Raw genomic sequence first — 26,844 nt, 5'->3', positions numbered from 1 at the left:
AGCTATCAGGAGTGCAAGCACTCCATCAAGTCCGCTCGACTTGCATGTATTAGGCACGCCGCCAGCGTTCGTCCTGAGCCAGGATCAAACTCTCCAATAAAGTGTTTGACTTGCTCATTTCAAAACTGACGAGAATTATTCATTCTCTATTTCATACTCACTCGTTGTTCAGTTTTCAAAGATCAACTCGCGATGTTTAATCGCTTCATTTCATCACCGCATTGTCTCGGCGGCGACCTTTATAATATATCACACGCTCTTCGATGAAGTCAACACTTTTATTTCACTTCATTTTCGAAGTTATTTGAAAGCGCTTGTCCACCGGAGAAGCGATTTATAATGTACCATAGATAACAAAGTCCCGTCAACTGCCATATGCTGCCTAGATCAAAATTAGTTTTAAACCCAGCAACAGCCCGATGCCCGGCAGCCCCAAAACAAGCACTGTCGTCAATGTCACCGGATTCAACGGAATGTATGCTTCAGCAATCCAACCCGAATAATTGACAACGTATAGCCCTAATGCAGCCACCACAACATGGATACCCAGCCGGGACAACCAGGCAAAGCCAAGCCGTCTAGAGAAAACGATGAACAGCAGGGATAGTAAAGATACTGCCAACACTACAGTCAGTATAATCTTCATCCTAGCTCCTCCTTTCGATCCCAGACATAATCCCCATAGCCGAAGGGCTCCCAGTACGCATTCGCTTCCTTGGCTTGCTTCAACTTGATCTGATATTTCCGTTCTGCCGCCTCCAGGGTATAGATCGCAACATCGACCTCATCCTTTCCAAGGGCGTATTGAAACGCATGAGATGCCAGCCTCCACTCCGCTCTCGCCTTCATAACCTCATCGTATAGATGCTGCTTATTAGATTCTTCTTTATTTGCCTGTGCCATTTTTGAATGGCTATCCGGCCTTAATGTCCAACGCTTCATCTCAATCCCTCCTTTAACCTCGGGTCTATTTCATGTGTATCGAGGAAAGGACAAACTTAGAACTCTCTTCTACATTTCAAAATAAAACCAAAAAACCGGATCACGAGGACCCGGCTGGATACAGCAATTATTCATTTCGAAGATGACTTCATTTCGAAGATTTACTTCATTAGATGTCACACTTCTCATCCGTGCAAAGCGCGTCCTGAGAAGATTCAATTTGCTGCAGCGGAGCGGAAGGATGCTCTTCCTGCCATACCTTTTCCAAAGTTTTTGCAAATAAGCTGACTGGCTGCGCCCCCGATATCGCATACTTTCGGTTAACGACGAAGAACGGAACGCCACGCACGCCGAGGGTCGCTGCTTCGGCTTCCTCCGAACGAACCTGTTCCGTAAATTGCCCGCTGTTCAATACGTTACGAGTCTCTTCCGGATCCAACCCGGCTTCAACTGCCAGCTTGATCAGCGTATCGAGGCCCCCGATGAATTGGGATTCCACAAAGTGGGCCTTTAGGAGCTTTTCGGCCATTTCCGCCCCCTTCCCCTTGCTCTCTGCGTACTTCGCCAGTCTATGAGCATCCAGAGTGTTGATTTGTTTAATGTTATCAAAGTTATAGGATAAGCCTGACTGAGCAGCTCTTTGTATCATCTGATCGTTCATCTCTTTGGCTTGGGCAACGGGTATACCATACTTCTTGGCCAGTGATTCATCTATAGAAACGGCAGGATCAGTCTGAACCTCAGGATCAAGCTCAAAGCTCTTGAAGGACACCTCGACCTGATCCTTATGAGCAAATTGCTCCAATGCCTGCTCCAAGTGTCTTTTTCCGATATAGCAGAATGGGCATACATAATCCGACCATATTTCAATTTGCATTCATCGCACCTCCGAAAATTTGTTAGGTAATTACTTAAGGTAAGTTTCCTTATTTCCTATTATTACTTCTCCCACCTCCAGATGCAAGCTATTCCCTCAAATATAAAAAAGATGACCCCTGAATACCAGGAATCATCTTCTTTCCTTACTAAATAAAGAATTAATGCAGCTCCCGCCGTCCTTCAAGCGCTTTGGACAACGTAACTTCGTCCGCATATTCCAGGTCGCCGCCGACCGGCAAGCCGTGGGCAATCCGGGTGACGCGAAGCTCGAACGGCTTCACCAGGCGCGAGATGTACATGGCGGTAGCCTCGCCCTCAATATTGGGATTAGTCGCCAAAATCAATTCCTTGACGCGTTCATCACTCAAACGGGTCAACAGTTCCTTCAGCCGGATATCGTCCGGTCCGAGTCCCTCCATCGGAGAGATTGCTCCCTGCAGCACATGATAGTAGCCATCAAATTCCTTCGTTCGCTCCATCGCAACCAAATCCTTGGACTCCTGTACGACGCAAATCACAGATGGATCACGCGTCTTGTCCTGACAAATCCGGCATGGGTCTGTATCTGTAATATTGCAGCATACCGAGCAATAGTGCAGATTGCGCTTCACACTGACCAGAGCCTTCGCGAAATCGATAACATCATCCTCTTTCATACGCAGTACATGAAACGCTAGCCTTGCGGCCGTCTTCGGACCAATCCCCGGCAAGCGTGTAAATGACTCAATCAGCTTCGCAATCGGTTCGGGATAGTACAATGAGAGGATTCTCCTTCACTTCAAGAGGTTGTTCAATTAAAATAAGCCCGGAATTTTCATCCCGCCAGTAAATTTGCCCATATCCTGGTTCGCAAGGTCTTCCGCTTTGGTCAGTGCATCATTCACTGCTGTAAGCACAAGATCCTGCAGCATTTCTACATCCTCCGGATCAACGGCTTCCGGTTTAATCGTCAAGGACATGATCTTCTTATGTCCGTTCACTTGGACGGTGACTACCCCGCCGCCAGCACTTCCTTCAACGGTCTTGCTTCCCAGTTCCTCCTGGGCCTTTAGCATTTGCTCCTGCATCTTCTTCACTTGCTTCATCATTTGGTTCATATTGTTCATCGGGTTCACATCTCCTTCACATGTCTTTAATAATTATAATCGTACGGGCATCCAATAGAAAAGAAAAGCTAATCCTTGATAACCACCAGCTCTTCCCCGAATAACTGGAGCGCTTCATCTACCCAAGGCTCCTGGCTTGCATTCCCGTCCTCCGGCGGCGGCTCCAACTGAAGCGGCTCAGCTGCCGGTGTCTGCGCACCTTGAAGCGCATCATTCCAATCCTTTTGCATCATCGTTACCAAGCGGCACGGGCGTCCCAGTTGACGCTCCATCACCTGTTCAATTAACTGCTTGTTCGCCGGCTTCTCCGTCGTCTCCCGGTGAATATCGTTCTTGAAGGCTACCAGCACAGCATCCTCTTGAACCGATACCGGCTCCCCATTCATAAACCAGGCATGAATCGTGACCTTCTCTTCCTTGACAGCATGCAGAATCTGGTTCCATTTGCCCTGGACCTCCAGGAACTCCTGACTGTTCCGCTGAGCCAAATATCCATCCATTCCGGCAGGCATCTTGGAAGGAGAAGAAATCCGGGGCGCAGCGCTTCGAGCCGCAGGACGGCTGCCGCCGGAAGCTTGACGGTCTCCGCTGCCGGACGCCAGGCCATTCTTAAGCGCCTGCTCCAGCTTGCGCTCCAGCTCGGCAACCTGCCGTCTAAGCTGTTGAACCTCACCAGCAGGCACACCCGCAGTCGCTTCGCTTGCCGAAGCCGGGGACATATGGCTCGCCACCGGCGAATCCTCTGCACTGACTCCGGACGTCAGACTGCATAGCTTCAGGAGTGCCACCTCAAATAGGGTTTGCGGCTGAACAGCATATTTCATCTCCGTCTGATAATGATTTAGTGTATCCAGAATCTGAAATAGCTGAGCTTTAGAAAATTTATGCGCCATTTCCCTGAAATCCCGCACATCCAGCACGCGCTCTGTCAGTTTGTCCGCTTGGGGCACCATTTTGATCATCAGCAAGTCCCGGAAATAATAGAGGAGATTTTCCATGCATTTATCAGCACTTTTGCCTTCTTGCATAAAGCCTTCAATCATCTCCAGCATACCGCCGATCTCGCCTTCATGGATCATCTCTGCAAGCTTGGCGAACTGGTGCGATGGAATTCCGCCCGTCATATCCAGCACTTGCTGGTAGGATACCTGAGCATCCGAGAACGATGCGATCTGCTCCAAAATACTGAGCGCATCCCGCATTCCGCCGTCAGACAATCTAGCTATATATTCCAGCGCAGCCTCCTCGGCCGTAATCTGCTCCTGTTCACAGATGGTACGCAATCTCTCCACCTGTTCCTCCATGGAAATTCTCCGGAAGTCAAAGCGCTGGCATCGGGAGATGACCGTTGCAGGCAACCGATGAGGCTCTGTGGTCGCCAAGATGAACATCACATGCGGAGGCGGCTCCTCCAGCGTCTTCAGCAATGCATTAAACGCTTCGGTTGTCAGCATATGCACTTCATCTATAATGTACACTTTTTGCCGCACTTCTGTAGGGGCATATTTAACCTTCTCGCGAAGATCCCGGATTTCCTCGACCCCACGGTTGGAAGCGGCGTCAATTTCAAGCACATCCATCACGGAGCCTGCCGTAATCCTCCGGCAAGCGTCACACTCATTGCACGGCTCCGGTGCAGGTCCCTTCTCACAATTGACCGCCTTGGCAAGCACCTTGGCTGTCGTAGTCTTTCCGGTTCCCCTCGGCCCGCTGAAAAGATAAGCATGCGAGAGCCTTTGTTCACGGATTGCGTTCTGAAGCGTGCGGATAATATGCTGTTGCCCTACCGTGTCTTGGAACGACTGTGGTCGCCAGGCCCGGTACAGCGCGATATGCTCCATTTGCGGCACCTTCTTTCTATCCATAAGCAGCATTCGCCGCCTATCTATTATACTATACTCGACCTTCCAGAAAAACTCATAATTAGTGAAGCCAAACAAACTCGTCTACTTCAGGCATTTCTTCTCCGTGAATGGTAACAGACAGAAAAAAAGCACCTCTGCCCAAGGCAAAGATGCATTTCTTAAGTTCGAATACCGTGCACCTGTTATTGATCATTGCGATCCGAGCGGCACCTCTAAGGCGCAACTCGGGACAGGCTCCCCTCCGGCACAAGAGTGGGACTGCTTATGGCTGCTTCCTTCCGGACCTGACCAGGTTCACAATTACTCATTGCGGAGGACCCGTCCGTCAACGTCTGCCGTAGAGACCAGGCCTCACATCGACAAGACCGCTAACAGGACTTCAACCTCGCTACAGCGGATTGCGAGTTACAGGGCACCGCTACCTCCCCATCTAGCACGGTGAAATTAAGTATAGCTTATGCCCGTACAAAAAGCAACCGAGAAAAGGTTGCCGGGATTGTCTCCTTATTCCAATGGAGGTTGGGAGGAACTTCCCCCCTGACCACTCGATTCCATGTGCTCTATCATTCCGTTATAATAGAGAAGATTGATAGATTCAGGAAGGGAGACTTCATACATGAAGCGCAATAAGCGCAATATTCTCAACATGCTGCTTGCCGTCAGCTTGATCGCAGGAAGTGGAGTTGCTGCATTTACCCCGCGTACAGCTGACGCCGCAGGCTCATCTTCATCCTCCATACAAATCCTGCTAGACGGCTATCCGCTTGCAACCACAGTGAGTCCCGTTATTATTCAGAATACGACATTAGTTCCGTTTCGAACGATCTCTGAAGCACTCGGTGTCTCGGTTACATGGAACGCATCCAACAAAACTATAGAAGCTGTGAAGGAGCAAGACGGTACCCGCACAGAGGTGCTGCTGACCCTGGACAGCAAGCAGGCGGTTGTAAATGGAAAAAGCGTAAGCCTGACCGTAGCCCCCCGCTCGATCTCTGGCAGCACCGTCATTCCGCTCAGCTTCTTCAGCCAGCAGTTTGGTGCGCAAGTACAGTGGGATCAGGCTACCAAGACCGTCTCGATCACCTCTCCAAAGCGAGATATGTATACACTTGGCTTCTATGCGCTCTCATCTGTCTCCGATGCACCGGTCATTCCCACACTAGACGCGGTTGCCTTCGGATGGAGCCGGATCGATGAGAACGGAACGTTCACCCAGTCGGGCAAAGACTTCAAGCTGCCTCAGCCGCTTGGCGAGATCACGGCGGATAGTCTGATTGCCGATGCTTCCGCGGCAGGGACAACCCCTTATCTGATGGTCTATTCCTCTGATGTGAAGGGTGAATTGACCAAGATTGTCGAGAATGCGGAGGCCCGTCAACAAGCGATCTCCGATATAATTGCAGCGGCAAAGGACAAGGAATTTTCCGGCATACTACTGGACTTTGAAGGACTCGGACTTACCACAGATAAAGCGGCCACCCGTTCCTCCTTCAATGCTTTCGTAAAGCAGCTTGCCCAGGAGACCCGAGCATCCGGCCTGAAGCTGGCGCTGGCACTCCATCCGCTCAATTCATCTTATCAGGGCTACGATTACAAAACCCTTGGGGAACTGGCTGATGAACTGATTATTATGGCTTATGATTATCAAACCAAGTCAGGCGGCTCAACAGGCGATGAAGCTGCACCTGAACCGATTGCCAAGGTCGACGAAGCCATTCGCCTGGCTCTGCAAGAGACGAATAAAGACAAATTAATCCTGGGCCTGAACCTGCACAGCGAAAATGCAGCATCTGTCACCAAGCTGATCGGACTCGCCAAGCGCTACGACCTGAAGGGTATTGCTCTGTGGCGCCTTGGGCTGATTAGCGCCGATGAATGGAGCTCCCTAAGACAGAGTGTAGAATTCAAATCTTAAATCACAAATATTAAATCATTGGTTTATATCCCGAAGACAGTCTGCAAGCATGAGCAGACTGTCTTTTTCTTTAATCCTTATTCAGCCTGGTCCGGTTAAAGGCTCTACGATATTCGGTAGGCGTAACCCCGGCAAGCTTTTTGAACCATTTGATGAACTGCTTGTCATCCTTGATCCCTACAGCGTCCGCTACTTGCTTCACGGGCTGGCTCGTGCAGCTTAGTATTTCCTTGGCCGCTTCGAGCTTGAGCTTATGGATGTAGCTGAGCAGCCCGAGACCAAACCGGCGCTTGAACATACGCGATAAATATTCCTTGTTATAACCCATCACCCTGGCAATTCGCTCTACTGAAATATCCTCATTCAATGCGTGGATTCGAGTCCACTCCAGCAGATGGCTGAGCTGCGGATCGAAGGTACTCTCTTTCCCTGATCCTTCCAGTTGTTCTTCCAGCTCTACCAACAGACAAGTTAAGAAATAATCTCCCGCCCTTGCCATCCGATAGCCTCCATTAGCCGCATGCAACAGCTGACGGGCAAGAATATGAACCCGGCTCGGATGAGGACAAGCCGCATAACGAGGAATATACCCTTCGGATACCTCTCCATCCACGGACTCGGGAAGATAGAAGTGAAACCAGTAAAAGGATACTCCGGGCAGGGATAATCGATATCCCCGATGACGTTCACCCGGCTGCAAAATAAGAATGTCTCCGGCTTGAACCTCATAAATAACCCCGTCCACCTCCATGAACACGACGCCCGCAATCCCGATAATCAGCTCATAATCTGCGATAACTCGCTCGACATGAGTCCACGCTTCATCGGACAGGAATTGCCCTCCGGACACCAGCTTGTGAGGACGCTCCAGGTATAAAGGAAGCAACCATCATCCCTCCTGAAAAGAGATCATTTTTTAACACCTATTATACTATACAGCCCACCGACAAAAGAAAGCTTTCATTCTATGATGAAATAGAAGCAACCAAAATTACCACCTGGAGTGTGATTTATTCATGTCTGAACACCTTGCAACCAAGCCATTAAGCTTAAAGAGCATCCAGATCCAGGACAAATACTGGACGCCGTACATCCAGCTCGTCCGGGATACCGTCATCCCTTATCAATGGGAGGCATTGAACGACCGCGTCGAAGATGCCGAGCGCAGCCAAGCGATCGAGAACTTTCGCATCGCCTCCGGCCAATCCAAGGGCGAATTCCACGGCTTTATTTTTCAGGATAGCGATGTATACAAGTGGGTCGAAGCCGTCGGTTATTCCTTGATCAGCACACCAAACCCCGATCTTGAAAAGGTTGCTGACGAAGCCATTGCATTGATTGCCTCCGCTCAGCAAGAGGACGGATATATCAATACTTACTATACCATCAAAGAACCAGGGAAACGCCTTACCAATCTTGCGGAATGCCATGAGCTGTATGTGATTGGCCATTTAATCGAAGGAGCGGTGGCCTACTATATCGGGACAGGGAAGACCTCCTTGCTGGACGTAGCTCGTAAAGCGGCGGATTTTGTAGCACTTCACTTCGGACCGGAGCCGCACCAGATTCATGGCTATGACGGACACCAGGAAATCGAACTCGCCCTAGTCAAGCTTTATGAAGTTACAGGAGAGGAAAAATACCTCGATCTTAGCTTCTATATGATCAATGAACGGGGCCAAAGTCCGAACTTTTTCCATGAAGAGTGGCCGAAGCGTGACCGCATCAGTCATTGGACCGGCCAGCAAGAAAGCACACCGCCTGATCTGGCCTATTGGCAGGCCCATAAGCCAGTGAGGGAGCAGGAGATCGCCGTTGGTCATGCGGTTCGTGCTGTGTATATGTATACGGCCATGGCCGATCTAGCCATTCGCAAAGCTGATGATGAGCTGCTGGCTGCCTGCAAACGTCTTTGGAGCAACATCGTGAATCGTCAAATGTACATTAACGGGAGTATCGGATCGACACATCATGGGGAAGCCTTCACGTTCGACTATGACCTTCCGAACGAAACCAATTATTCGGAGACCTGCGCATCCATTGGGCTTATCTTCTTCGCACAACGCATGCTGCAAGCCGAAATTAACAGTGAATATGCCGATATTATGGAGCGGGCGCTCTATAATACGGTTACCGCGGGGATATCCAGCGACGGCAAGCATTATTTCTACGTGAACCCGATGGAAGCATGGCCGAAGGCAAGCGAGGGAAATCCGGGCAGGAGACATGTAAAGACCGTTCGCCAGAAGTGGTATGGCTGCGCCTGCTGCCCTCCCAATGTAGCGCGCTTGCTGTCCTCGCTTGGCGAATATATTTACACTACAAGCAGAGATACGCTGTACGCTCATTTATTTATCGGCAGCGACGCTCAGCTCGAGCTGGGAAACAGCCGTGCAACCGTAAAAATGAAAAGTGCCCTGCCATGGCAAGGGCGGGTCGAACTAAGTGTAATGGAGTTGGAGGGAGATGGGGATTTCTCCATCGCATTCCGCGTTCCTTCCTGGTCCGACAGCTTCACAGTCCATGTCGCTGACGAGACCATTGAGCCAGAAATTCGTGATGGATATGCTTATGTCCAACGAACTTGGAAACGAGGGGATGTATTTCTACTGGACTTTGCGATTCAGACCCGCCGTATCTACGCGCACCCCGAGGTTCGCGCCAATGCCGGAAAGGTCGCGCTGCAACGGGGACCCCTGCTATATTGTCTGGAGGAGATCGATAACAGCGCACCGCTTAGCTCCTTGTCCCTGCCAGCGGATGCCGAGATTCGGGAGCTATCTGCAGATTGGAATCCTGAGCTGGTTATGCTGGAGGCTGAAGGCTTCAGAAGAGAGGACTGCGGGCAGGAAGCATTATATTCCTCTGCTTTGCCAGTTAAAGTTCCAACGCGCATTGTAGCTGTTCCTTATACGCTTTGGGGCAATCGTAATCCGGGAGAAATGTTGACCTGGATACGTGAATAAACAACAAAAAGGCCATTCAGGAAAAAATCCTGAATGGCCTTGTTCATGAGAATTAGATACCGTATTTCTTTTTGAAACGATCCACACGGCCACCTGCATCCAAGAATTTCTGCTTACCTGTGAAGAATGGATGGCAGTTGGAGCAAATTTCAACGCGCAGCTCTTGCTTAACGGAACCTGATTCAAAGGTATTACCGCAGGCACAAGTAACTGTAGTCACGTGATATTTAGGTTGAATGGCTTCTTTCATGACTTTCACCTCTTTCCGCCCTGGGCCTCATGCGGGCACAGAGTTATCATGACACATAAAATGATTATAGCACGGCGATATTCCCTGCGCAATTGTCTATCTCAGGAAATTTTGCATCCTTCGGAGTTATACTCGAGCCTTTACCCGAGCCAGCTCCGCAGGCGGGACATGAGTGTAAGACCCAATGACCACATCAGGAAGCTCCTCCTGAAAAATCTCAATCGCCTGCTTCATCCCAAGCACATCGCCCTTGGCCTTGGGAATCAAATCCAGATAGCTCTCCGGATCAATATTCAGATTACGGAACTGTATCAAGCGCAGCTTGGTACGACGAGCAAATTCTATCATTGCTTCCAGTTCCTCCTCCCGGTCGGTTACCCCTGGGAAGATCAGATAGTTGATTGAAGTATATACACCCTGATCATATGCATATTTCAATGACTTTTCAACATTAGCCAAGGTATAACCGCGCGGGCGATAGTAGGCGTTATAATGATCATCCAGCGCACTGATCGTGCTCACGCGCATCAAATCAAGCCCTGCATCGACAATACCCCGAATATGATCGCTAAGCCCGGCATTCGTGTTGATATTAATATAGCCCATGTCCGTCTGACGGCGGACCTCACGAATGGACTCGATGATCAGCTTCGCCTGGGTGGAGGGTTCTCCTTCACAGCCCTGACCGAAGCTAATAATGGACTCCGGTGTCTTCAAGTGTTCCAGCATGACCTCAACCAACTCCTCCACACGAGGGCGAAAGTTCATCCGCGTCTGTGGAGAGACGAAGCCGCTGTCATCCGGTTGCTCAGAGATACATCCGAAGCAGCCCGCATTACAGGAATAAGAGACTGGAACCGCACCCTCCCAACGATTCAGAAATGTATTGGATGCAGTCAGGCACTCATAGCCGAGCGCACAATTCGACAGATGGTCATACAATCGGTTCTCGGGATATTTTGATTTAAAGGCCTTAACCTGACTCTTCAGCTCCAACGGATCACAGTGAAGCGGATTCCATTTCTCCGGATCATCGGAAAGACGGGCCGTTACATAGAACTGGCCTTCCTTCCACACAACCGCAGAATACCCGAACAAGGGAAGCTTATATTCCTTATCCGTCTTCACATAGCCAGGCAGGCACAATCGCGTGAAGCCCTGAGGCAGCAAGGCTCCGACAGCCTGGAACTTGCCATCCAGCGGGGTCATCTCCCCGGTGTCAGGGTCCATTCCAATCGGCCGTGTACAAGGAAGACTGACCAATGTCGCCCCATCCGGAAGCGGAATCAACTCATCCTCCAATATTTCCACGATCATATCCGCACTGCGGGCAAGCCCGTATAGTGACGGATGGTCGAATACTTGGCCTTGTTCATCGGCATATACTAAATACATGTTGTTCTCCTTCTATATGTGCTGGACTACTACGTCGCAGAATTGGAACTCGAACTCGAGCCGGAATTCGAAGTCGGACGGGAGGTGCGGCGTGTAGTGCTGCTTCCGCTGTTGGAAGCGGTGGAATTGCCCGCCGCATCGAATGAGGCCAGGAATTCAGCGTTGGATTTGCTATCACGCAGCTTCTTCAAGAAGCCCTCAACGAAATCATGGGAATCATTCATACTCTTACGGATGGCCCAAATGGTATCCAGCTCTTCCTTAGTTAACAGCACCTCTTCACGCCGGGTACCGGAACGGCGGATATCGATAGCCGGAAAAATACGGCGCTCTGCCAGCTTACGGTCCAGGTGAAGCTCCATATTGCCCGTGCCTTTAAATTCTTCATAGATAATGTCGTCCATCCGTGAGCCTGTATCCACAAGAGCAGTCGCCAGAATCGTCAAGCTGCCGCCTTCCTCCACGTTCCGCGCCGAGCCGAAGAAGCGCTTCGGCCGGTGAAAGGCAGCCGGGTCAATCCCGCCGCTCAAGGTGCGGCCCGATGGAGGAACCACCAGGTTATATGCACGGGCAAGGCGCGTAATGCTATCGAGCAGAATAACAACATCTTTCTTATGCTCCACCAGTCTTAGAGCCCGCTGCAGCACCAACTCCGCCACCTTGATATGATTCTCAGGCAGTTCATCAAAGGTCGAGGCGATCACTTCACCTTTAACGGAACGCTGCATATCGGTAACCTCTTCTGGACGTTCGTCGATTAACAGGACGAATAACTCGATGTCGGGGCGGTTCGTAGAAATACTATTGGCAATTTCCTTCAGCAGCAAGGTCTTACCTGCCTTTGGCGGCGCTACGATCAATCCGCGCTGTCCAAGGCCCACTGGGGCAAGTACATCCATAATTCGTGTGGATAAATGCGTCGGGGATGTTTCAAGCACAAGCTTTTCTTGTGGATATAAAGGGGTCAATGCCGGGAAGTGCAAGCGTTCTGCAGCAACCGTAGGGTTCTCTCCGTTCACAGCATTCACTTGCAGCAGCCCGAAATATCTTTCATTCTCCTTGGGTGTCCGGCATTTACCGGATACGAGGTCACCGGTTCTTAGGTCAAACTTCCGGATCTGAGAGGCCGAGATGTAAATATCCTCAGTACTGGGCAAATAGTTAATCGGCCTGAGAAAACCGTATCCTTCCGGTAAAATCTCCAGCACGCCTTCCATAAACATCAGACCGCTGGATTCAGCCTGCGCTCTGAGTATGGAAAAAATCAGCTCTTTCTTCTTTAATTGTCCGTAATATGGAATTTGATGCTGCTTCGCCAGCTTGTACAGCTCCGTCAGCTTCATCCCTTCCAGATCAGCGATTTGCAGATCCATTGTAATAACCACCTATTTTCCGATTATATGAAACACTTAAAAATTGCTAGACTATAATGTTCTATTATTACCCTATATTAAGCACATTATGCGAGAATCGCCTTATCTATTCAACCTGACGCCAAACATCCGCACCCAGCATCCGCAGATTTGTAACCAGGTTATCGTAGCCGCGGTCGATCAGTTCGACTCCCGAAATCTCTGTTACCCCCGATTCCACGGTCAATCCGGCCACGACCAGTGCCGCTCCGGCGCGCAAGTCCGCCGCTTTCACCTTCGCCGCATTCAATGAGGAGCCCTCGATAATCGCGGACCTTCCCTCAACGCGAATCTTCGCCCCCATCCGAACCAATTCAGGGACATGCTTGAACCGGTTGCTGTAGACAAAGTCGCTAAGCACGCTAACGCCCTCAGCCTGTGTAAGCAGACTGGTCATTGGAGATTGAATGTCCGTAGGAAACCCGGGGTAGACCAGCGCTTTGACATCCACATGCTCATATCTTGACGTACCGATCACTCGAATGGACTCGTCCAGCTCTTCAACGGAGACGCCCATCTCTAGCAGCTTTGCTGTAAGAGCCTCCAAGTGCTTGGGAATAATCCCGTCTATCATTACATCACCGCGGGTTGCTGCCGCAGCGATCATATAAGTACCTGCCTGAATCCGATCCGGGATAATAGAGTGCCGGCAGCCCTTAAGCTCCTTCACACCCTCGATCCGAATCGTCTCGGTTCCGGCTCCTTTAATACTTGCGCCCATGGAATTGAGCAATGTTGCTACATCTATAATCTCAGGCTCTTTAGCCGCATTTTCAATAGTTGTAAGTCCTTTGGCCCTTGTAGCAGCCAGCATAATGTTAATCGTAGCACCGACACTGCTGACGTCCAGATAAATCTTGGCTCCGCGCAGCTCCGTCGCTTTCAGATGAATTGCACCATGTTCATTCGTAACCGTTGCGCCCAGCGCTTCAAAGCCCTTGATATGCTGGTCAATCGGGCGCGGTTCAAAATTGCAGCCTCCGGGCAATCCAATAATGGCCTCATTAAACCTGCCGAGCAATGCTCCCATCATATAATAGGATGCCCGAAGCATCTTGACAGGGCCGTTCGGCATAGGGATGGATCTGATATTGGAAGGATCAATCCGCATTTGGGATTCTTCCCAGGATACGCGGGCACCAAGCTCTTCCAAAATCTCGGCATAAACGGCCACATCACTAAGATGAGGCAAATTGTCAAGCACAACCTCAGATTCTGCCAAAATTGCAGCCGGAATCAGCGCAATCGCACTATTCTTCGCACCGCTAATCGTTACAGTCCCGCGCAGCGGACGTCCGCCACTGATCATTAATTTCTCCATAAGCTCAAGGGTCCCCCTACATGAATTGCAGCTCGGTCACTCTACTGAGCCAAACTTTTTGCTGTGAAAATGGAAAGACACCGTCTAGGCGGTGTGCTCTCCATCTCACTGTATTCAATTGAAGCAATTGAGAGTAATTAAGCCTTATTGCTAGTACCGAATTCGCGGATTTTGCCGATAACGGTCTCTTTGATCGCTTCGCGGCCTGGCGCGATAAATGTACGAGGATCATAAGCATCCGGTTTCGCAGCCAACACTTCGCGAACTACTTTGGCAAATGCAATTTGGTTCTCTGTGTTCACGTTGATCTTGGAAGTACCCAGGGAGATCGCCTTGTCGATATCATGTTTAGGGATACCTGTTCCTCCATGAAGTACAAGCGGAAGCTTAACCGCCTCGCAAATTTCAGCCATTTCCTTGAAGCCGAGGTTTGGCTCGCCATGGTATGGTCCATGCACGGAACCCAAGGCAGGTGCCAATGTATCGATACCTGTCTCTTTCACGATACGAACGCACTCGTTCAGGTCAGCATATTGAATACCGCCGATTACGTCGTCTTCTTGTCCGCCGACAGTACCGACTTCCGCCTCTACGGATACTCCTTTGGCATGAGCGTATTCAACCACTTTCTTCGTCATCTCGATGTTCTCATCAATCGGATGGTGGGAGCCGTCGATCATAACCGAAGTAAAGCCGGCGTCGATCGCTTCTTTACACTTCTCAAAGCTGGAACCATGGTCAAGATGGATCGCTACAGGTACAGTGATCTTCATGTCATGAAGCAAGCCTTCTACCATCTTAACAACGGTATAGAAGCCGCCCATATGACGAGCTGCGCCTTCGGAAACGCCCAGAATCACCGGAGATTTCTCTGCTTCTGCTGCTGCCAGAATGGCTTGAGTCCATTCCAGGTTATTAATGTTGTATTGACCTACAGCGTACTTGCCCTCAAGCGCCTTGCTCAACATGTCTGTCATAGATACTAATGGCATGGGTTTCAATCCTCCTAAGGATGATGGAATTATCTTCTCTAGCCGACATTCACACCTTATTATTATACCACAACATGTCAAAAATACGAATCCTGCTTGCGTCGGTTCGACGAACAAAAACGACCGGAGTGCGCCTCCGGCCGCTTACAGTCCCTGTTTGTTGTCGAATAAAATCACACCACGGAACTTCCGCGCAGCTGCATGTTGACGGCTCCCCGCATTTCGTCGATATCGAAAGGCTTGGTAAAGTGCATCAACGCTCCCAAATCACGGGCCTGCTTAATCATATCAAGCTCACCGTAAGCTGTCATCATAATGACCTTGATGTCCGGATTGACTTCTTTAATATGTCTCAGAATCTCCAACCCGTCCATCCCTGGAATCTTCATATCAAGCAGAACGAGATCCGGCGATTCACCGCGGACAATTTCCAAAGCAAGCTTGCCGTTGGCAGCTTGATAGGTTTTGTAACCTTCGCTGCTGAACACTTCCATCAATAAAATCCGGATTCCGTTCTGATCATCAACGATTAATACCTTCTTCTCTTCCACTAGACTAACCCTCCTACAAGATCCACCATCGGAATTAACATACTTGTAAATAATTCGCCTTGTTCTTGGAAATCCCTTCTAATTTGGAAAAAAGAGACTCAAAAAACAATTAAGGTGAAAATTTCCCTGTAGATTTTAGGGGTTTTGGGCCAGAACCTGTTATTTCATGTAATGAACGCCCTTCACAGACTACTCAGAACGGGTAAGGGAAGCCTTGACAAACTCCCGGAATAACGGCTGCGGACGGTTCGGCCGCGAGGTGAATTCCGGATGGAATTGTACCGCAAGGAACCAAGGATGATCCGGAAGCTCCACAATCTCCACCAGGCGTCCGTCAGGCGAAGTACCCGAAATACGCAGCCCCGCCGCTTCAATCGCCTCACGGTAGGTGTTGTTGAACTCATAACGGTGGCGATGTCTTTCATATACCAGCTCATCATTGTAGCACTGCATAGCCAGCGAGCCCTCTTGAAGCTTGCAAGGATACAGTCCAAGGCGCATCGTACCGCCCAGGTTCTCGATATCCTTCTGCTCCGGCAGCAGGTCGATCACCGGATATTCCGTCGAAGGGTCGATCTCGGAGCTGTTCGCTCCCTGTAATCCAACCATGGATCTTGCATACTCAATACATGCAACCTGCATGCCCAGGCAGATGCCGAAGAACGGAATCTGTTTCTCCCGCGCATAACGGATTGTGGTGATCTTGCCCTCGATGCCGCGGTCTCCGAAGCCGCCGGGAACTAGAATTCCCCCAATGCCTTGCAGACGCTCGTGGACGTTCTCTTCCGTAATCTCCTCGGCGTTCACCCAACGAATCTTCACATCGGCATTGGCTGCAAAGCCCGCATGGGAGAGGGATTCCACCACGCTCAAATAAGCATCATGAAGCGCCACATATTTACCGACAATGGCAATCTCGACGGTCTTCTCCAGCTTGTTGATCCGTTCTACCAAGCCTTCCCACTCGCTCATATCCGGCGCAGGAGTCGTCAGCTTCAGGTGGTTAACGACGATCTCGTCTAAGCCTTCTTCACGCAGATTAAGCGGTACTTCATACAAGGTATCCGCATCCCGGCACTCTACCACAGCATTTGGATCAATATCGCAGAACAAGGCGATCTTCGCCTTCATGTCATCAGACAGCTCATGCTCGGTCCGGCAGACGATGACATTCGGCTGAATTCCAATGCTGCGCAGCTCTTTGACGCTGTGTTGGGTCGGCTTTGTCTTGACCTCTCCCGCAGCCTTGATATAAGGGATCAAAGTCACGTGAATGTACATGACATTCTCCCGGCCAATATCACTCTTGATCTGCCGGATGGCTTCCAGGAACGGCAAGCTCTCGATATCCCCGACCGTGCCCCCGATCTCGGTAATAACTACGTCCGAACCCGCCTCACGTCCGGCACGGAATACGCGCTCCTTGATCTCATTCGTAATATGCGGTATGACCTGTACGGTTCCGCCCAGGTATTCGCCGCGGCGCTCTTTACCGATGACCGAGGAATAGATTTTGCCCGTTGTTACGTTACTGTTCTTGGACAGATTAATATCAATGAACCGCTCATAGTGTCCGAGATCCAGATCCGTCTCCGCCCCGTCATCCGTAACGAACACCTCTCCATGCTGATAAGGACTCATGGTTCCAGGGTCTACGTTGATGTACGGATCGAATTTCTGAATCGTTACCTTCAAGCCTCTGTTCTTCAGCAATCTGCCGAGCGATGCTGCTGTTATCCCCTTCCCTAGTGAGGACACAACGCCGCCTGTCACGAAAATATATTTTGCCACTGTCCAAAAACCTCCTAAATTAGTACGGGTCCCATCGAAAATAACTTCATATAGCGTTGCCTATTCCGCCAAAAAACATAGCAAATAGGCCTAAAAAAACAAAAAAAGTGACACCCGAACAAGTCGGGGCACTTTTTATAAACAGTTTTTTTGAATTTGTTTCATAAGCCCATGCAATAGTTTACCCGTTACGAGAAACCCTGTCAAGGCAATTTCAGGCTAATCTTATGAGGCAATTATTTGTCTTCGTCCTCGTCAAAATCTTCTTCCTCCGACTCCTCATCGAGCTCTTCCTCTTCTTCATCGACCATGTCATCATCCTCAAGAAGAGAATCGTCCTCGACTTCTTCCACCTCTTCTTCATCGCCATCCGAGAACAGCTCATCCTCATCATCGGAATCTTCATCAATCGCATCGAAGTCATCATCGTCAGAGACGTAGGTTTCCTCCTCTTCGGAGAAATCATCATCCAAATCATCGTCTTCGTCATTAATAATGCGCGGACGCTTGGCATTGCCGACCGGATCCTCGGAGCGTTCAATCGGATACCAGCGCTTCAAGCCCCATAGATTTGTGCCTACGCAGGCAAAACGGCCATCAATATTGATCTCCGTATACAGCTGGGCGATGGCTTCATTTATTTCTTCCTCGGACATTCCGCGGACCTTTGCAACTTCGTTCATCAAGTCTCGGTAATAGTATGGCGTATTCGCCACCTTCAAGATCATAAAGGCCAAGTCGACCATCGGAATCTCTTGCACTTTTTCCGGGTCCAATTTCAAATTGAGCGGGGTACTCACTACGGACACTTCCTCTCGCAACAATGTTCAACAGCTATTAATCGTCCTACAAGATGACAATGCCCTGGAGGGCCGGTGCATCTTATAAACATATCCATATCACAAAATAGTAAACCTTATTTGCCATTAAAAAGCAAGTTTTAGTTGTGCCCAAACCGTGGACAGATCATTAGGAAGAGACGGGAGAGCAAATCCCCCGCCTCATGACTGTATCCACTTTGAAGCGAAGTCTGCCCTTCAGCTTCAAAAGATGGCGAAGCGCCTTCAAGCCCTTCCCTGTATCGTATGTTTTATCCCGCACTTTGACACGGTGCCTGCATGCCCATCCTGAAAAAACTTGCTTTCTCTGTCAGGGACAGCCGCCGGGCTGCCTATTTTACCACAGCAGGGCCCCTACCCCATTCATGGTTCATTGAGGCGTCATACAATACCTCAACACGCTTCGGACAGGAGGGCTACATGCATGGATGAATTCAGCTTCCTGCGGTATTTGAATGAAACCACAAACGCCTCTGGCCCTAATGGCCGCTACATTCTCCGATTCAGCTCCCCGGGACAATACAGCAAGATCACTGCCCTGCTGCAAGAAGAGCAAGAGCACTATCCAAATCTTGGCCAGATTCGCATCTCCCCGCTGCTCGGGGCTTTGCTGTGTCCTGAGGGCACTCTGGATCCCAAGACACTGCGCGATCAATTCGGGGTCATCGCGGAAAAGGATGAGCCTGTAAATATCCTGGCGGCAAGTGCACTCGATAAGGAATTGTCCTCCGGGCTGCCATGGGGAATTCGCCGGATCGGAGCCTCTGAAGCCTGGTCCGTCTCCACAGGACATCATATCCGAATCGGCGTGATTGATACCGGGGCCGACTTCAGCCACCCCGACCTGCGAAGCTCTTTGTCCAGAGGGGTTAATCTGCTCAGCCCGATGAGTCCCCCGCATGATGATAATGGGCATGGGACGCATATTGCGGGTACTATTGCCGCCTCAGGCGGCTCCAAGGGGATGATGGGCGTTGCCCCGCGCGCGCTCATTCATCCTGTCAAAGCATTTGACCATAACGGCTCAGCCTATGTCTCGGATATTGTGCTGGGCATCGACTGGTGCGTCCAGAACCGGATGCACATCATTAATATGAGCTTCGGCATGAAGAGCAAGAGCCAGGCGCTGCTAAATACAGTCCGCAAAGCCTATAATGCCGGGATTGTGGTGGTCGCTTCTTCAGGCAACGACAAGAAGAGCAATGGTGCAGATTATCCCGCCCGGTACCCTTATACGATCTCCGTCGGAGCAACCGGACGGGACGGCAGAATCGCTCCGTTCAGCAACCGCGGCTCGCGGATCGACATTTATGCGCCGGGCGAGAAGGTCAAATCCTGCTGGCTGGGCGACGGCTACAAGGAGATGAACGGCACCTCCATGGCCACCTCGCACGTCAGCGGAGCCATCGCGCTGCTGCTTGCCCAGCGCCCGGGCCTGTCGCCCGCCGAGATCAAGCGGCGGCTGCGGCGCACGGCCCGGCCGCTGCCCTCAGGCGCGGCCGGCAAGAGCAAGACCTCCTACCCGCCGGGGGAGGTCAATGCCTCCCGCCTGCTGCGGGGAGGGGGCCGCAAAGCCCCCGCAGCAGGCGCAAAAAAGCCGGCAGGGAAGTCCTCCTAGAGACTTCCCTGCCGGCTTTGCGGCCGCATCGCGTGCCAGCCCCGCCAGAGGCAGGGCGGCCGGCGCGGCGGCGGGCACTACATCCGCTCCGGCGCGGACACGCCGATGAGCCTGAGCACGTTCGCAATGACCGTGCGAACGGCCCCGAGCAGCACGAGACGTGCTGCTGTCTGTTCCGCGTCCTCCGTAATGACGCGTTCAGCCCGGTAATAGCTGTGCAGCATTGCTGCCAGCTCATATACATAGCGCACCAGACGATGCGGTGCGTAGCTGTTCGCCGCAACCGCAATCTCCTCCGGCAGCTCGCCCATCTTGCGGAGCAGATCATATTCATGCTCTGCCGTCAGCTTGCTGAAGTTCACCGCATTCGGCTGCGGAATCGCCACGCCCTGCTCCTCCGCTTGGCGGAAAATGCTGCAAATGCGCGCATGCGCATATTGCACGTAATAAACCGGATTCTCGTTCGAGGTCGAAATCGCGAGATCCATGTCAAAATCCAGATGGGAGTCCATGCTCCGCATCGTGAAGAAGTAACGGATCGCATCCACGCCGACCTCGTCCATCAGATCGACCATCGTAACCGCTTTGCCGGTCCGCTTGGACATCTTCACCTTTTCCCCGTCCTGGAACAAGCTCACCATCTGCGCAATCAGCACGGTAAGCTGCTCTGGATTTTTGCCGAGCGCCTGCATGGCCGCCTTGACCCGTGGAATATATCCATGGTGGTCCGCCCCCCAGATATTGATCAAGCGGTTGAAGCCGCGGTCATACTTGTTGCGGTGGTAGGCAATATCCGGTGTCAGATAGGTGTAAGTGCCGTCGTTCTTGACGAGCACGCGGTCCTTGTCATCTCCATAATCGGTTGTGCGCAGCCAGGTAGCCCCATCCTGCTCGAAAGTCTGACCCTTATCGCGAAGCTCGGCGAGCGAGGCTTCTACTTGTCCATCCTCATACAGCGAAGTCTCGCTGAACCAGACGTCGAAGTCAACCCGGAAGCGTCCAAGGTCACGCTTGATCTTGGCCAGCTCTTTTTCCAGCCCATAACTGCGCAGGAATGCTTCGCGTTCCTCGGCTGTCATCGACAGCAGCGCATCGCCCTTCTCGGCGACAAGCTCCTTGGCAAAGCCCTTGATGTCTTCGCCGTGATAGCCGTCCTCCGGCATCGGAACATCCTGTCCCAGCTCCTGAAGATATCTTGCTTCAATAGACTTGCACAGATTGACGACCTGATTGCCCGCATCATTAATGTAGTATTCCCGGGTTACCTCGTAGCCTGCAAAGTCCAGCACATTGCACAAAGCATCCCCCACAGCCGCTCCCCGGGCATGTCCCAAATGAAGACTTCCTGTCGGGTTCGCGCTGACGAATTCCATCTGAATGCGCTCCCCTTGACCTGCGTCCACTCGTCCGTAGTTTTCCCCTTGGCTGTAGACCTGCTCGATGACAGGATACAGATAGCTTTTGCCTAGCCGAAAATTAATGAAGCCCGGTCCTGCAATTTCAGCCTGCTCAATGCCCGCCTTGGCATAGTCGAGATGCTTGATCAGCTCCTCGGCGATTTGGCGAGGGTTCTTCTTGGCAATCCGGGAGAGCTGCATAGCGGCATTCGTTGCCAGATCTCCATGCGCCTTTTCCTTCGGCACCTCCAGTACAATAACCGGAATTTCCTCCCGCTGCGCCAGGCCCGCCGCGATAATCGCCTCGGCGATCGCTTCCTTTAATGCCTGATTGATTTTTTCCAATGGATTGACTGTCATCGTTACTGTTCCTCCTGTATATGTAAGCTGATCGCGAAATGTCCCGACAAATCCTCAAAGACATACAAATCATACTCACAGACTACATGACCGGTTGTCCCCGTCAGATTCGTCTCCAGAGATCGCGTGCGCGTCGAGAGATTGAAGCTGGTCAGCGGTGAGCGATAAAACCCCGGCAGCCGCCGTCCGACCTCGAACGTCTGCTCCGAATCCACCCCGCCGTGACGCATAATCTTCAGAGCGCCTCCGGTGATCTTCACCAGTGTCCGAGTTGCTCCGCTGCCCGGGATCTCCTCCGGCTCCTCGTAACGGATATAGGTTGCATCTTCTTTGAGAAAGACTTCCCCCATCCACTCCTGGACGGTCTCCTCCTGCCCTTGTCGGCTCTTCACCACAATTCTGGCCCTGGTCTGCTCCGGCATGTCCTGAATCTCCATTCTATATCATACATGGTTCCTATTGTACTACTATATCCAGTTCGAGGCGCCAATTCAATAAGGGAACGGGAGTCTGTGCAGGATTGCTGAACGTGATGCAGTGCCCGGGGAGCCCCTCGGCCGGAGCGCTTGCAGGAGATATGAAGAGCTTTGTACGGTTTTTCGCACAAGTTGTTTTCAAACCTTGCCTGCTTGACCCAGTTTGTACGAAATATCGTACAAAAATCAATGCACAGCATCCAAAACTCGAAAAGTTATATGGTTTTTCAGATAAAACACCGTAATTACCCCGAAAAGACCATTTCTTGTACGAAATATCGTACAAAACGGCTTTCCATCCCTGCGCACTCCGGCCAATATCATCACGGGTCAAGGTAATCCATCCATATCCAATATCCAATATCCAGTAGCCAAAAAAAGCCCGTGCGGCCTCTGAATACTAACCGCGCAGGCTTCTTCATTATTTGTTCATATCATTGCCTAGAACCCATCTATTTCACCAGATCCTCCACAAACCTCGGCAGCACAAAGGCCGCTCTATGCAAACGAGGCGTATAATACCTGGTGTCCAGCTCAGGGACGGAGGCTTCTTCGACCTCAAGCGGATCATACTTTTTGCTGCCCATGGTGAATGTCCACAAGCCGCTTGGATAAGTAGGTATATTGGCTCCGTACACCCGCACGATCGGAAAAATATCCTTCACATCCCTGTTCACTTTTTGAATCAGGTCTGCCTTGAACCATGGGTTATCGGTCTGCGCCACGAAAATACCGTCTTCCTTCAATGCCTCATGAATGCCCTGATAGAAGCCGCGTTCAAACAGCGGTGCAGCCGGTCCGACCGGCTCGGTCGAATCGACGATGATGACATCATATTTGTCCTTGCTCTGAATAATATGCATATAGCCGTCGCCTACCTGCACATCCACCCGCGGATGATCAAGCTGGCCCGCAATTTCCGGCAAGTACTGCTTGGAGCAGGCGATCACCTTGCCGTCAATCTCCACAAGCACGGCCTTCTCTACTTGAGGGTGCTTAATAACCTCACGAATCACGCCGCCGTCTCCGCCGCCCACAACCAGGACTTGCTTGGGATCAGGGTGGGTAACGAGTGCAGGATGCGCAGCCATCTCATGGTAGACAAACTCGTCCTTCACGGTAGTCATAACCATCCCGTCAAGCACCAGCATCCTTCCGAATTCCTCCGTATCTATTAAGGCCAGATCCTGATACTCTGTCTTCTCCGTGACCAAGGTCTCGCGGATCTTGGCTGTAATTCCGAATTCCGGCGTCTGCTTCTCAGTGAACCATAGCTCCACCTTGCAATCCCTTCTTTCCGCTTAAATATAGTTTAGCTACCCTTACCTTAACCAAACCCGGCCGAGAATAACACAGCGGAAGAGACTCAGAGAGGTCCAAGAGAGGTCCAAGAAGGTCTGTCACGCCGTACCCGGGGCTATTCCTCGGCCGCCCCGAGCGCCCGGTTCTTCTCTTTAAAGCGGTTGTTATGGGAGGATACCATGGCGTACTGATCTGCCTCCGGCTCGATAAAGCGCTTTGCGCCATTTACGGCTTGAACCGCATCGGTAAACGTCCCGGCAATCAGCCGAACCTTGTTCGTGTAATCGATATAGTCACCTGCGCCAAATACACCCGGAAGCGCCGTCTGCAGCTGCTCGTCGACCTCAGCCGTCCACTCGCCCATCTTGATGCCCCAATTGCGAACCGGGCCAAAGTCGCTCTTCATGCCGTGATTTACGATGACCGCATCCACGTCAAAGAACATGGTTTCGCCTGACTCCATATGGGCAACCGTGACCTGACTAATCGTCTCTCCATCTGCACTGTGGAGCTTTTCAACTTTATACGGGGTATGAACCTGGACAGAGGATTCCTTCATCCGCACCACATTTCGCTCGTGACCGCCAAATTCATTCCGCCGGTGCACGATTGTAACTGACCCCGCTACCGGCTCCAATTCATTGGCCCAGTCGACTGCCGAGTCGCCGCCGCCCGAAATCAGAACATGCTTGCCGCGAAATACCTCCAGCTCTTGCACAGTATAATGAAGGTTCGTCACTTCAAAACGTTCCGCGCCTTCGATCTCCAGCTTTGCCGGCTTGATCATACCGTAGCCGACCGCCATAATCACTGTCTTGGTCCAGTGCTGCTCACCGGAGGCTGTCGTTAAAATATAGGTGCCATCCTCCTGAAGAGACAGATGAGTAACCTGCTCGCCAAGAATAATCTCGGGATCGAAGGTTCTCGCCTGCTGCTCCAGCTGTCCGATCAGCTTCTCGCATGGCATCGGCGTCACGCCGCCAACATCCCAGATCATCTTCTCAGGGTAATGGAGCATGCGTCCCCCCAGTACCTCGTTTGCCTCAATCAGCTTTGTCTTCATATCTCTCATACCACTATAGAAAGCACTGTACATGCCGGCTGGACCGCCGCCAATAATCGTGACATCAAAACACTCCATGCAACTGTTCCTCCTCAAAGGCATTCTATAAAAATTAAAGTAATCATTTTAATCTCATTCTAATTGAAAATGATTATCATCGTCAATGAAATTCGCAGAATAAAGTGCCTTTCTCTTCCCCATACTGGTAAGTAGCACATCCAATCATTGGCATTCTATTATATAGGGGGGATAAGCATGCAGAAGCTAACACGCAGTAATCGCAAGCCTCGGCGCGGCAAATGGCTGAGGTTATTCCAATTCATGCTGGCCTTCACGCTTGCCGGAGCGGTTCTGCTTGGCGGCTTGCTTGTCTATCTGTATCAGGCCGTGCTCCCTCCTGCAGGTGCTGACCGCAACTCCCAGCTGCTTGATCTGCAGGGTCAAGCTATCGCTGTGTTCACAACGGGCGAACGAAACCAGCAGCAGGTGAAGCTGGAGGATATATCGCCATGGGTCATTCAAGCCACACTGGCTGTCGAAGACCGGAAGTTCTATGAGCATTTCGGGTTCGATGTAAAGGGAATGCTCCGGGCTGTGCTCGTCAATCTCCGGGAGATGGACAAGGTGCAGGGCGCCAGCACGCTCAGCCAGCAATTGGCCCGCAATCTCTACCTGTCTCATGAGCGTACCTGGTCCCGCAAGCTTAAGGAGGCCAAGTACACCGCCCAGTTGGAAATGCAGTACAGCAAGGACGAAATTTTGAATATGTATTTAAATGAAATTTATTACGGACGGGGTGCCTACGGAATTGAAGCGGCGGCCCAGCTCTATTTCGGCAAACCCGCAAAGGAGCTTAATCTGGCGGAGAGTGCGATTTTGGCAGGGATTCCGAAGGGGCCTACCTACTATTCACCCTACAACCATATGAAAAATGCCAAGGACCGGCAAAAGATCGTCCTGAACGCCATGAAGGAGATCGGGGCGATCACAGCCGAGGAGGCCGAAAAGGCGTATGAGGAGCTGCTTGCCTTTCAATCACCGCAGCAGCGGACCGGCGGCGATCAGGCTCCTTATTTTCGCGATTATATCCGAAATGTAGTCGTGAATGAGCTTGGATTCGATGAGGATCTGCTGGAAAGCGGCGGACTTCGCATCTACACAACCCTGGATATGGATGCACAGCGTGCCGCAGAGGATGCTGTCGCCTCAGAGCTGGGAGGAAGTGACGGGCTTGAGGTGGCGTTGGTATCGATCGATCCTCGCAACGGCTATGTGAAGGCGCTGGTAGGCGGCACTAATTATACGACCAGTCAATATAATCACGTCTTCGCCAAGACCCGGCAGCCCGGCTCCAGCTTCAAGCCGATTATGTATCTGGCCGCGCTTTCGTCGAAAAAGATGACGCCGGTCAGCATATTCAACAGCCAGCCGACCTTGTTTCATTACGATGAGGATCGCAAGACTTACAGCCCGAAAAATTACGGGGACAAGTATTTGGGCGAGATCGATATGCGTCGGGCGATCGCGGCCTCCGACAATATTTATGCGGTAAATACCCTGCTGACCGTAGGCGCGGAGGAGGTCGCTGCATTAGGAGCGAAGCTGGGGATTACCAGCACGCTTACGCCTGTTCCTTCTTTAGCGCTAGGCACCTCTCCGGTTAGTCCGTTCGAGATGGCTTCGGCCTTTGCTGTCATCAGTAATCAAGGTAAGCGGATTGAGCCGGTGGCCGTGCTGAAAATAACGGATGAAGAAGGCCATGTGCTCTATGAGGCCAAGGAGCAGAAGCAGGAGCAGGTCATCGAGCCGGCGGCGGCCTATGTGCTCACCCGGCTGCTGGAGGGCGTGTTCGAGGTGGGCGGCACCGGTAACCGCGTCTCCGAGGTGATTCAGCGCCCGGTGGCCGGGAAGACCGGAACAACCAGTACGGATGCCTGGCTTGTCGGCTATACTCCGGAGCTCTCGACTGCAGTCTGGGTCGGCTATGACAAGGGAAAAACGCTTGGAACGGCCGAATCGCGCAAGGCGGCACCGATCTTCGCCAAGTTTACGGAAAAGGCGCTGGAGAAGGTGCCTCCGAAAATTTTCCCGATGCCGGATGGCGTGGTAAGCGCCTATATTGATCCTTCCAGCGGCAAGCTGGCCACCGCGGGCTGTCCTGACAAGCAGCTTGTAGTCTTCCTGGAAGGAACGGAGCCGACGGAATTCTGTACCGAGCATAGCGGCGAAAGTGTAGAAGCCGAGGAGCTGGCGCCTTTGCCGGTTCAAGAGGAGCCGGAAAACCGGTCCTGGTGGAGCGATCTGAAGCGGTGGTGGATGAATTAATTTTGTTCGCAAGACTGGTGTCATCGGATCAGGCTGCGATTTTAGTGCGCAAAAGCATTAAAATCGATGGCGTAGGGTC

General features: G+C 51.5%; 25 protein-coding genes, 1 rRNA gene and 1 other RNA gene. 5 read left to right on the top strand and 22 right to left on the bottom strand.

The window, feature by feature from the left end:
- The 8 genes from TX85_RS27130 to ffs form a co-directional block, all read right to left on the bottom strand.
- Positions 1-100, bottom strand: a 16S ribosomal RNA gene (locus TX85_RS27130); the annotation flags it as partial.
- A gap of 282 nt (positions 101-382) precedes the next feature.
- Complete coding sequence (locus tag TX85_RS25160; RefSeq protein WP_044482681.1) at positions 383-646, bottom strand: pro-sigmaK processing inhibitor BofA family protein; 264 nt, start codon at positions 644-646, stop codon at positions 383-385.
- Positions 643-942, bottom strand: a complete 300-nt coding sequence (locus TX85_RS25155; protein ID WP_044482680.1) for a DUF2508 family protein — start codon at positions 940-942, stop codon at positions 643-645. The genes TX85_RS25160 and TX85_RS25155 overlap by 4 nt, the downstream gene beginning before the upstream one ends.
- A 169-nt stretch (positions 943-1,111) precedes the next feature.
- Entirely contained in the window at positions 1,112-1,819 is a 708-nt protein-coding gene (locus TX85_RS25150; RefSeq protein ID WP_044482679.1) for a DsbA family oxidoreductase, read from the bottom strand.
- A 160-nt stretch (positions 1,820-1,979) separates the two neighbouring features.
- The gene (recR, locus tag TX85_RS25145) at positions 1,980-2,579 is read right to left on the bottom strand and encodes a recombination mediator RecR (protein ID WP_044482677.1); all 600 of its coding nucleotides are present in this window, start codon (positions 2,577-2,579) and stop codon (positions 1,980-1,982) included.
- 36 nt (positions 2,580-2,615) lie between these two features.
- Complete coding sequence (locus TX85_RS25140) at positions 2,616-2,927, bottom strand: YbaB/EbfC family nucleoid-associated protein (RefSeq protein WP_044482676.1); 312 nt, start codon at positions 2,925-2,927, stop codon at positions 2,616-2,618.
- Positions 2,928-2,995: 68 nt separating this feature from the next.
- Positions 2,996-4,768 carry a DNA polymerase III subunit gamma/tau gene (gene dnaX / locus TX85_RS25135; protein ID WP_044482675.1) on the bottom strand — a complete coding sequence of 591 codons (1,773 nt, stop codon included), beginning with the start codon at positions 4,766-4,768 and terminating at the stop codon, positions 2,996-2,998.
- A 195-nt stretch (positions 4,769-4,963) separates the two neighbouring features.
- An RNA gene (gene ffs, locus TX85_RS26180) (signal recognition particle sRNA large type) lies at positions 4,964-5,231 on the bottom strand.
- Positions 5,232-5,408: 177 nt separating this feature from the next.
- Here ffs and TX85_RS25130 point away from each other — a divergent pair.
- On the top strand, positions 5,409-6,707 hold the full coding sequence (locus TX85_RS25130) for a stalk domain-containing protein (RefSeq protein WP_044482674.1): 1,299 nt from the start codon (positions 5,409-5,411) through the stop codon (positions 6,705-6,707).
- 70 nt (positions 6,708-6,777) lie between these two features.
- Here TX85_RS25130 and TX85_RS25125 read toward each other — a convergent pair whose 3' ends face one another.
- Positions 6,778-7,593, bottom strand: coding sequence for a helix-turn-helix domain-containing protein (locus TX85_RS25125; protein ID WP_044482673.1), 816 nt, complete (start codon positions 7,591-7,593; stop codon positions 6,778-6,780).
- 130 nt (positions 7,594-7,723) lie between these two features.
- Here TX85_RS25125 and TX85_RS25120 point away from each other — a divergent pair, with 130 nt between their 5' ends.
- Positions 7,724-9,673, top strand: a complete 1,950-nt coding sequence (locus TX85_RS25120) for a glycoside hydrolase family 127 protein (protein WP_044482672.1) — start codon at positions 7,724-7,726, stop codon at positions 9,671-9,673.
- A gap of 52 nt (positions 9,674-9,725) precedes the next feature.
- Here TX85_RS25120 and rpmE read toward each other — a convergent pair whose 3' ends face one another.
- The 9 genes from rpmE to TX85_RS28015 form a co-directional block, all read right to left on the bottom strand.
- Positions 9,726-9,923 (bottom strand): 50S ribosomal protein L31, encoded by a 198-nt coding sequence (gene rpmE / locus TX85_RS25115; protein ID WP_044482671.1) that lies wholly within the window; start codon positions 9,921-9,923, stop codon positions 9,726-9,728.
- Between the two features lie 126 nt (positions 9,924-10,049).
- On the bottom strand, positions 10,050-11,318 hold the full coding sequence (locus TX85_RS25110) for a radical SAM protein (RefSeq protein WP_044482670.1): 1,269 nt from the start codon (positions 11,316-11,318) through the stop codon (positions 10,050-10,052).
- Between the two features lie 29 nt (positions 11,319-11,347).
- Entirely contained in the window at positions 11,348-12,691 is a 1,344-nt protein-coding gene (gene rho, locus TX85_RS25105) for a transcription termination factor Rho (RefSeq protein WP_044482669.1), read from the bottom strand.
- 106 nt (positions 12,692-12,797) lie between these two features.
- Entirely contained in the window at positions 12,798-14,051 is a 1,254-nt protein-coding gene (locus TX85_RS25100) for a UDP-N-acetylglucosamine 1-carboxyvinyltransferase (RefSeq protein ID WP_044482668.1), read from the bottom strand.
- Positions 14,052-14,188: 137 nt separating this feature from the next.
- Positions 14,189-15,043: a class II fructose-1,6-bisphosphate aldolase gene (gene fba / locus TX85_RS25095; protein ID WP_044482667.1), complete on the bottom strand. Its 855-nt coding sequence runs from the start codon at positions 15,041-15,043 to the stop codon at positions 14,189-14,191.
- Between the two features lie 173 nt (positions 15,044-15,216).
- Complete coding sequence (locus TX85_RS25090) at positions 15,217-15,594, bottom strand: response regulator (protein WP_044482666.1); 378 nt, start codon at positions 15,592-15,594, stop codon at positions 15,217-15,219.
- A gap of 189 nt (positions 15,595-15,783) precedes the next feature.
- Entirely contained in the window at positions 15,784-17,385 is a 1,602-nt protein-coding gene (locus TX85_RS25085) for a CTP synthase (RefSeq protein ID WP_044482665.1), read from the bottom strand.
- Between the two features lie 236 nt (positions 17,386-17,621).
- Positions 17,622-18,185, bottom strand: a complete 564-nt coding sequence (gene rpoE / locus TX85_RS25080) for a DNA-directed RNA polymerase subunit delta (protein WP_044482663.1) — start codon at positions 18,183-18,185, stop codon at positions 17,622-17,624.
- A 169-nt stretch (positions 18,186-18,354) separates the two neighbouring features.
- The gene (locus TX85_RS28015; protein WP_262362724.1) at positions 18,355-18,486 is read right to left on the bottom strand and encodes a hypothetical protein; all 132 of its coding nucleotides are present in this window, start codon (positions 18,484-18,486) and stop codon (positions 18,355-18,357) included.
- 162 nt (positions 18,487-18,648) lie between these two features.
- Here TX85_RS28015 and TX85_RS25075 point away from each other — a divergent pair, with 162 nt between their 5' ends.
- Complete coding sequence (locus TX85_RS25075) at positions 18,649-19,842, top strand: S8 family peptidase (protein ID WP_044482662.1); 1,194 nt, start codon at positions 18,649-18,651, stop codon at positions 19,840-19,842.
- Positions 19,843-19,919: 77 nt separating this feature from the next.
- On the opposite strand, the gene argS is transcribed toward TX85_RS25075, so the two are convergent.
- Positions 19,920-21,599, bottom strand: coding sequence for an arginine--tRNA ligase (argS, locus tag TX85_RS25070; protein ID WP_044482661.1), 1,680 nt, complete (start codon positions 21,597-21,599; stop codon positions 19,920-19,922).
- 2 nt (positions 21,600-21,601) lie between these two features.
- Positions 21,602-22,036 (bottom strand): DUF1934 domain-containing protein, encoded by a 435-nt coding sequence (locus TX85_RS25065; protein ID WP_233500861.1) that lies wholly within the window; start codon positions 22,034-22,036, stop codon positions 21,602-21,604.
- 83 nt (positions 22,037-22,119) lie between these two features.
- Between TX85_RS25065 and TX85_RS26950 the strand changes: the two genes are divergently transcribed.
- A complete protein-coding gene (locus tag TX85_RS26950) occupies positions 22,120-22,320 on the top strand; it encodes a hypothetical protein (RefSeq protein ID WP_148444411.1) in 201 nt (66 codons plus the stop codon).
- 207 nt (positions 22,321-22,527) lie between these two features.
- On the opposite strand, the gene speE is transcribed toward TX85_RS26950, so the two are convergent.
- Both speE and TX85_RS25055 read right to left on the bottom strand, forming a co-directional pair.
- Entirely contained in the window at positions 22,528-23,355 is an 828-nt protein-coding gene (speE, locus tag TX85_RS25060) for a polyamine aminopropyltransferase (protein WP_044482659.1), read from the bottom strand.
- Between the two features lie 137 nt (positions 23,356-23,492).
- Positions 23,493-24,518 (bottom strand): NAD(P)/FAD-dependent oxidoreductase, encoded by a 1,026-nt coding sequence (locus TX85_RS25055; protein WP_044482658.1) that lies wholly within the window; start codon positions 24,516-24,518, stop codon positions 23,493-23,495.
- 177 nt (positions 24,519-24,695) lie between these two features.
- On the opposite strand from TX85_RS25055, the gene TX85_RS25050 reads away from it, so the two are divergent.
- Positions 24,696-26,765, top strand: a complete 2,070-nt coding sequence (locus tag TX85_RS25050) for a transglycosylase domain-containing protein (RefSeq protein ID WP_044482657.1) — start codon at positions 24,696-24,698, stop codon at positions 26,763-26,765.
- Positions 26,766-26,844 lie beyond the last annotated feature (79 nt).

The organism is Paenibacillus antibioticophila (genome assembly GCF_000455265.1).
GTDB classification, from domain to species: Bacteria; Bacillota; Bacilli; order Paenibacillales; family Paenibacillaceae; genus Fontibacillus; species Fontibacillus antibioticophila.
Note: the sequence above shows the minus strand (reverse complement) of the source record. Positions and strands in the feature narration are given on the sequence as shown.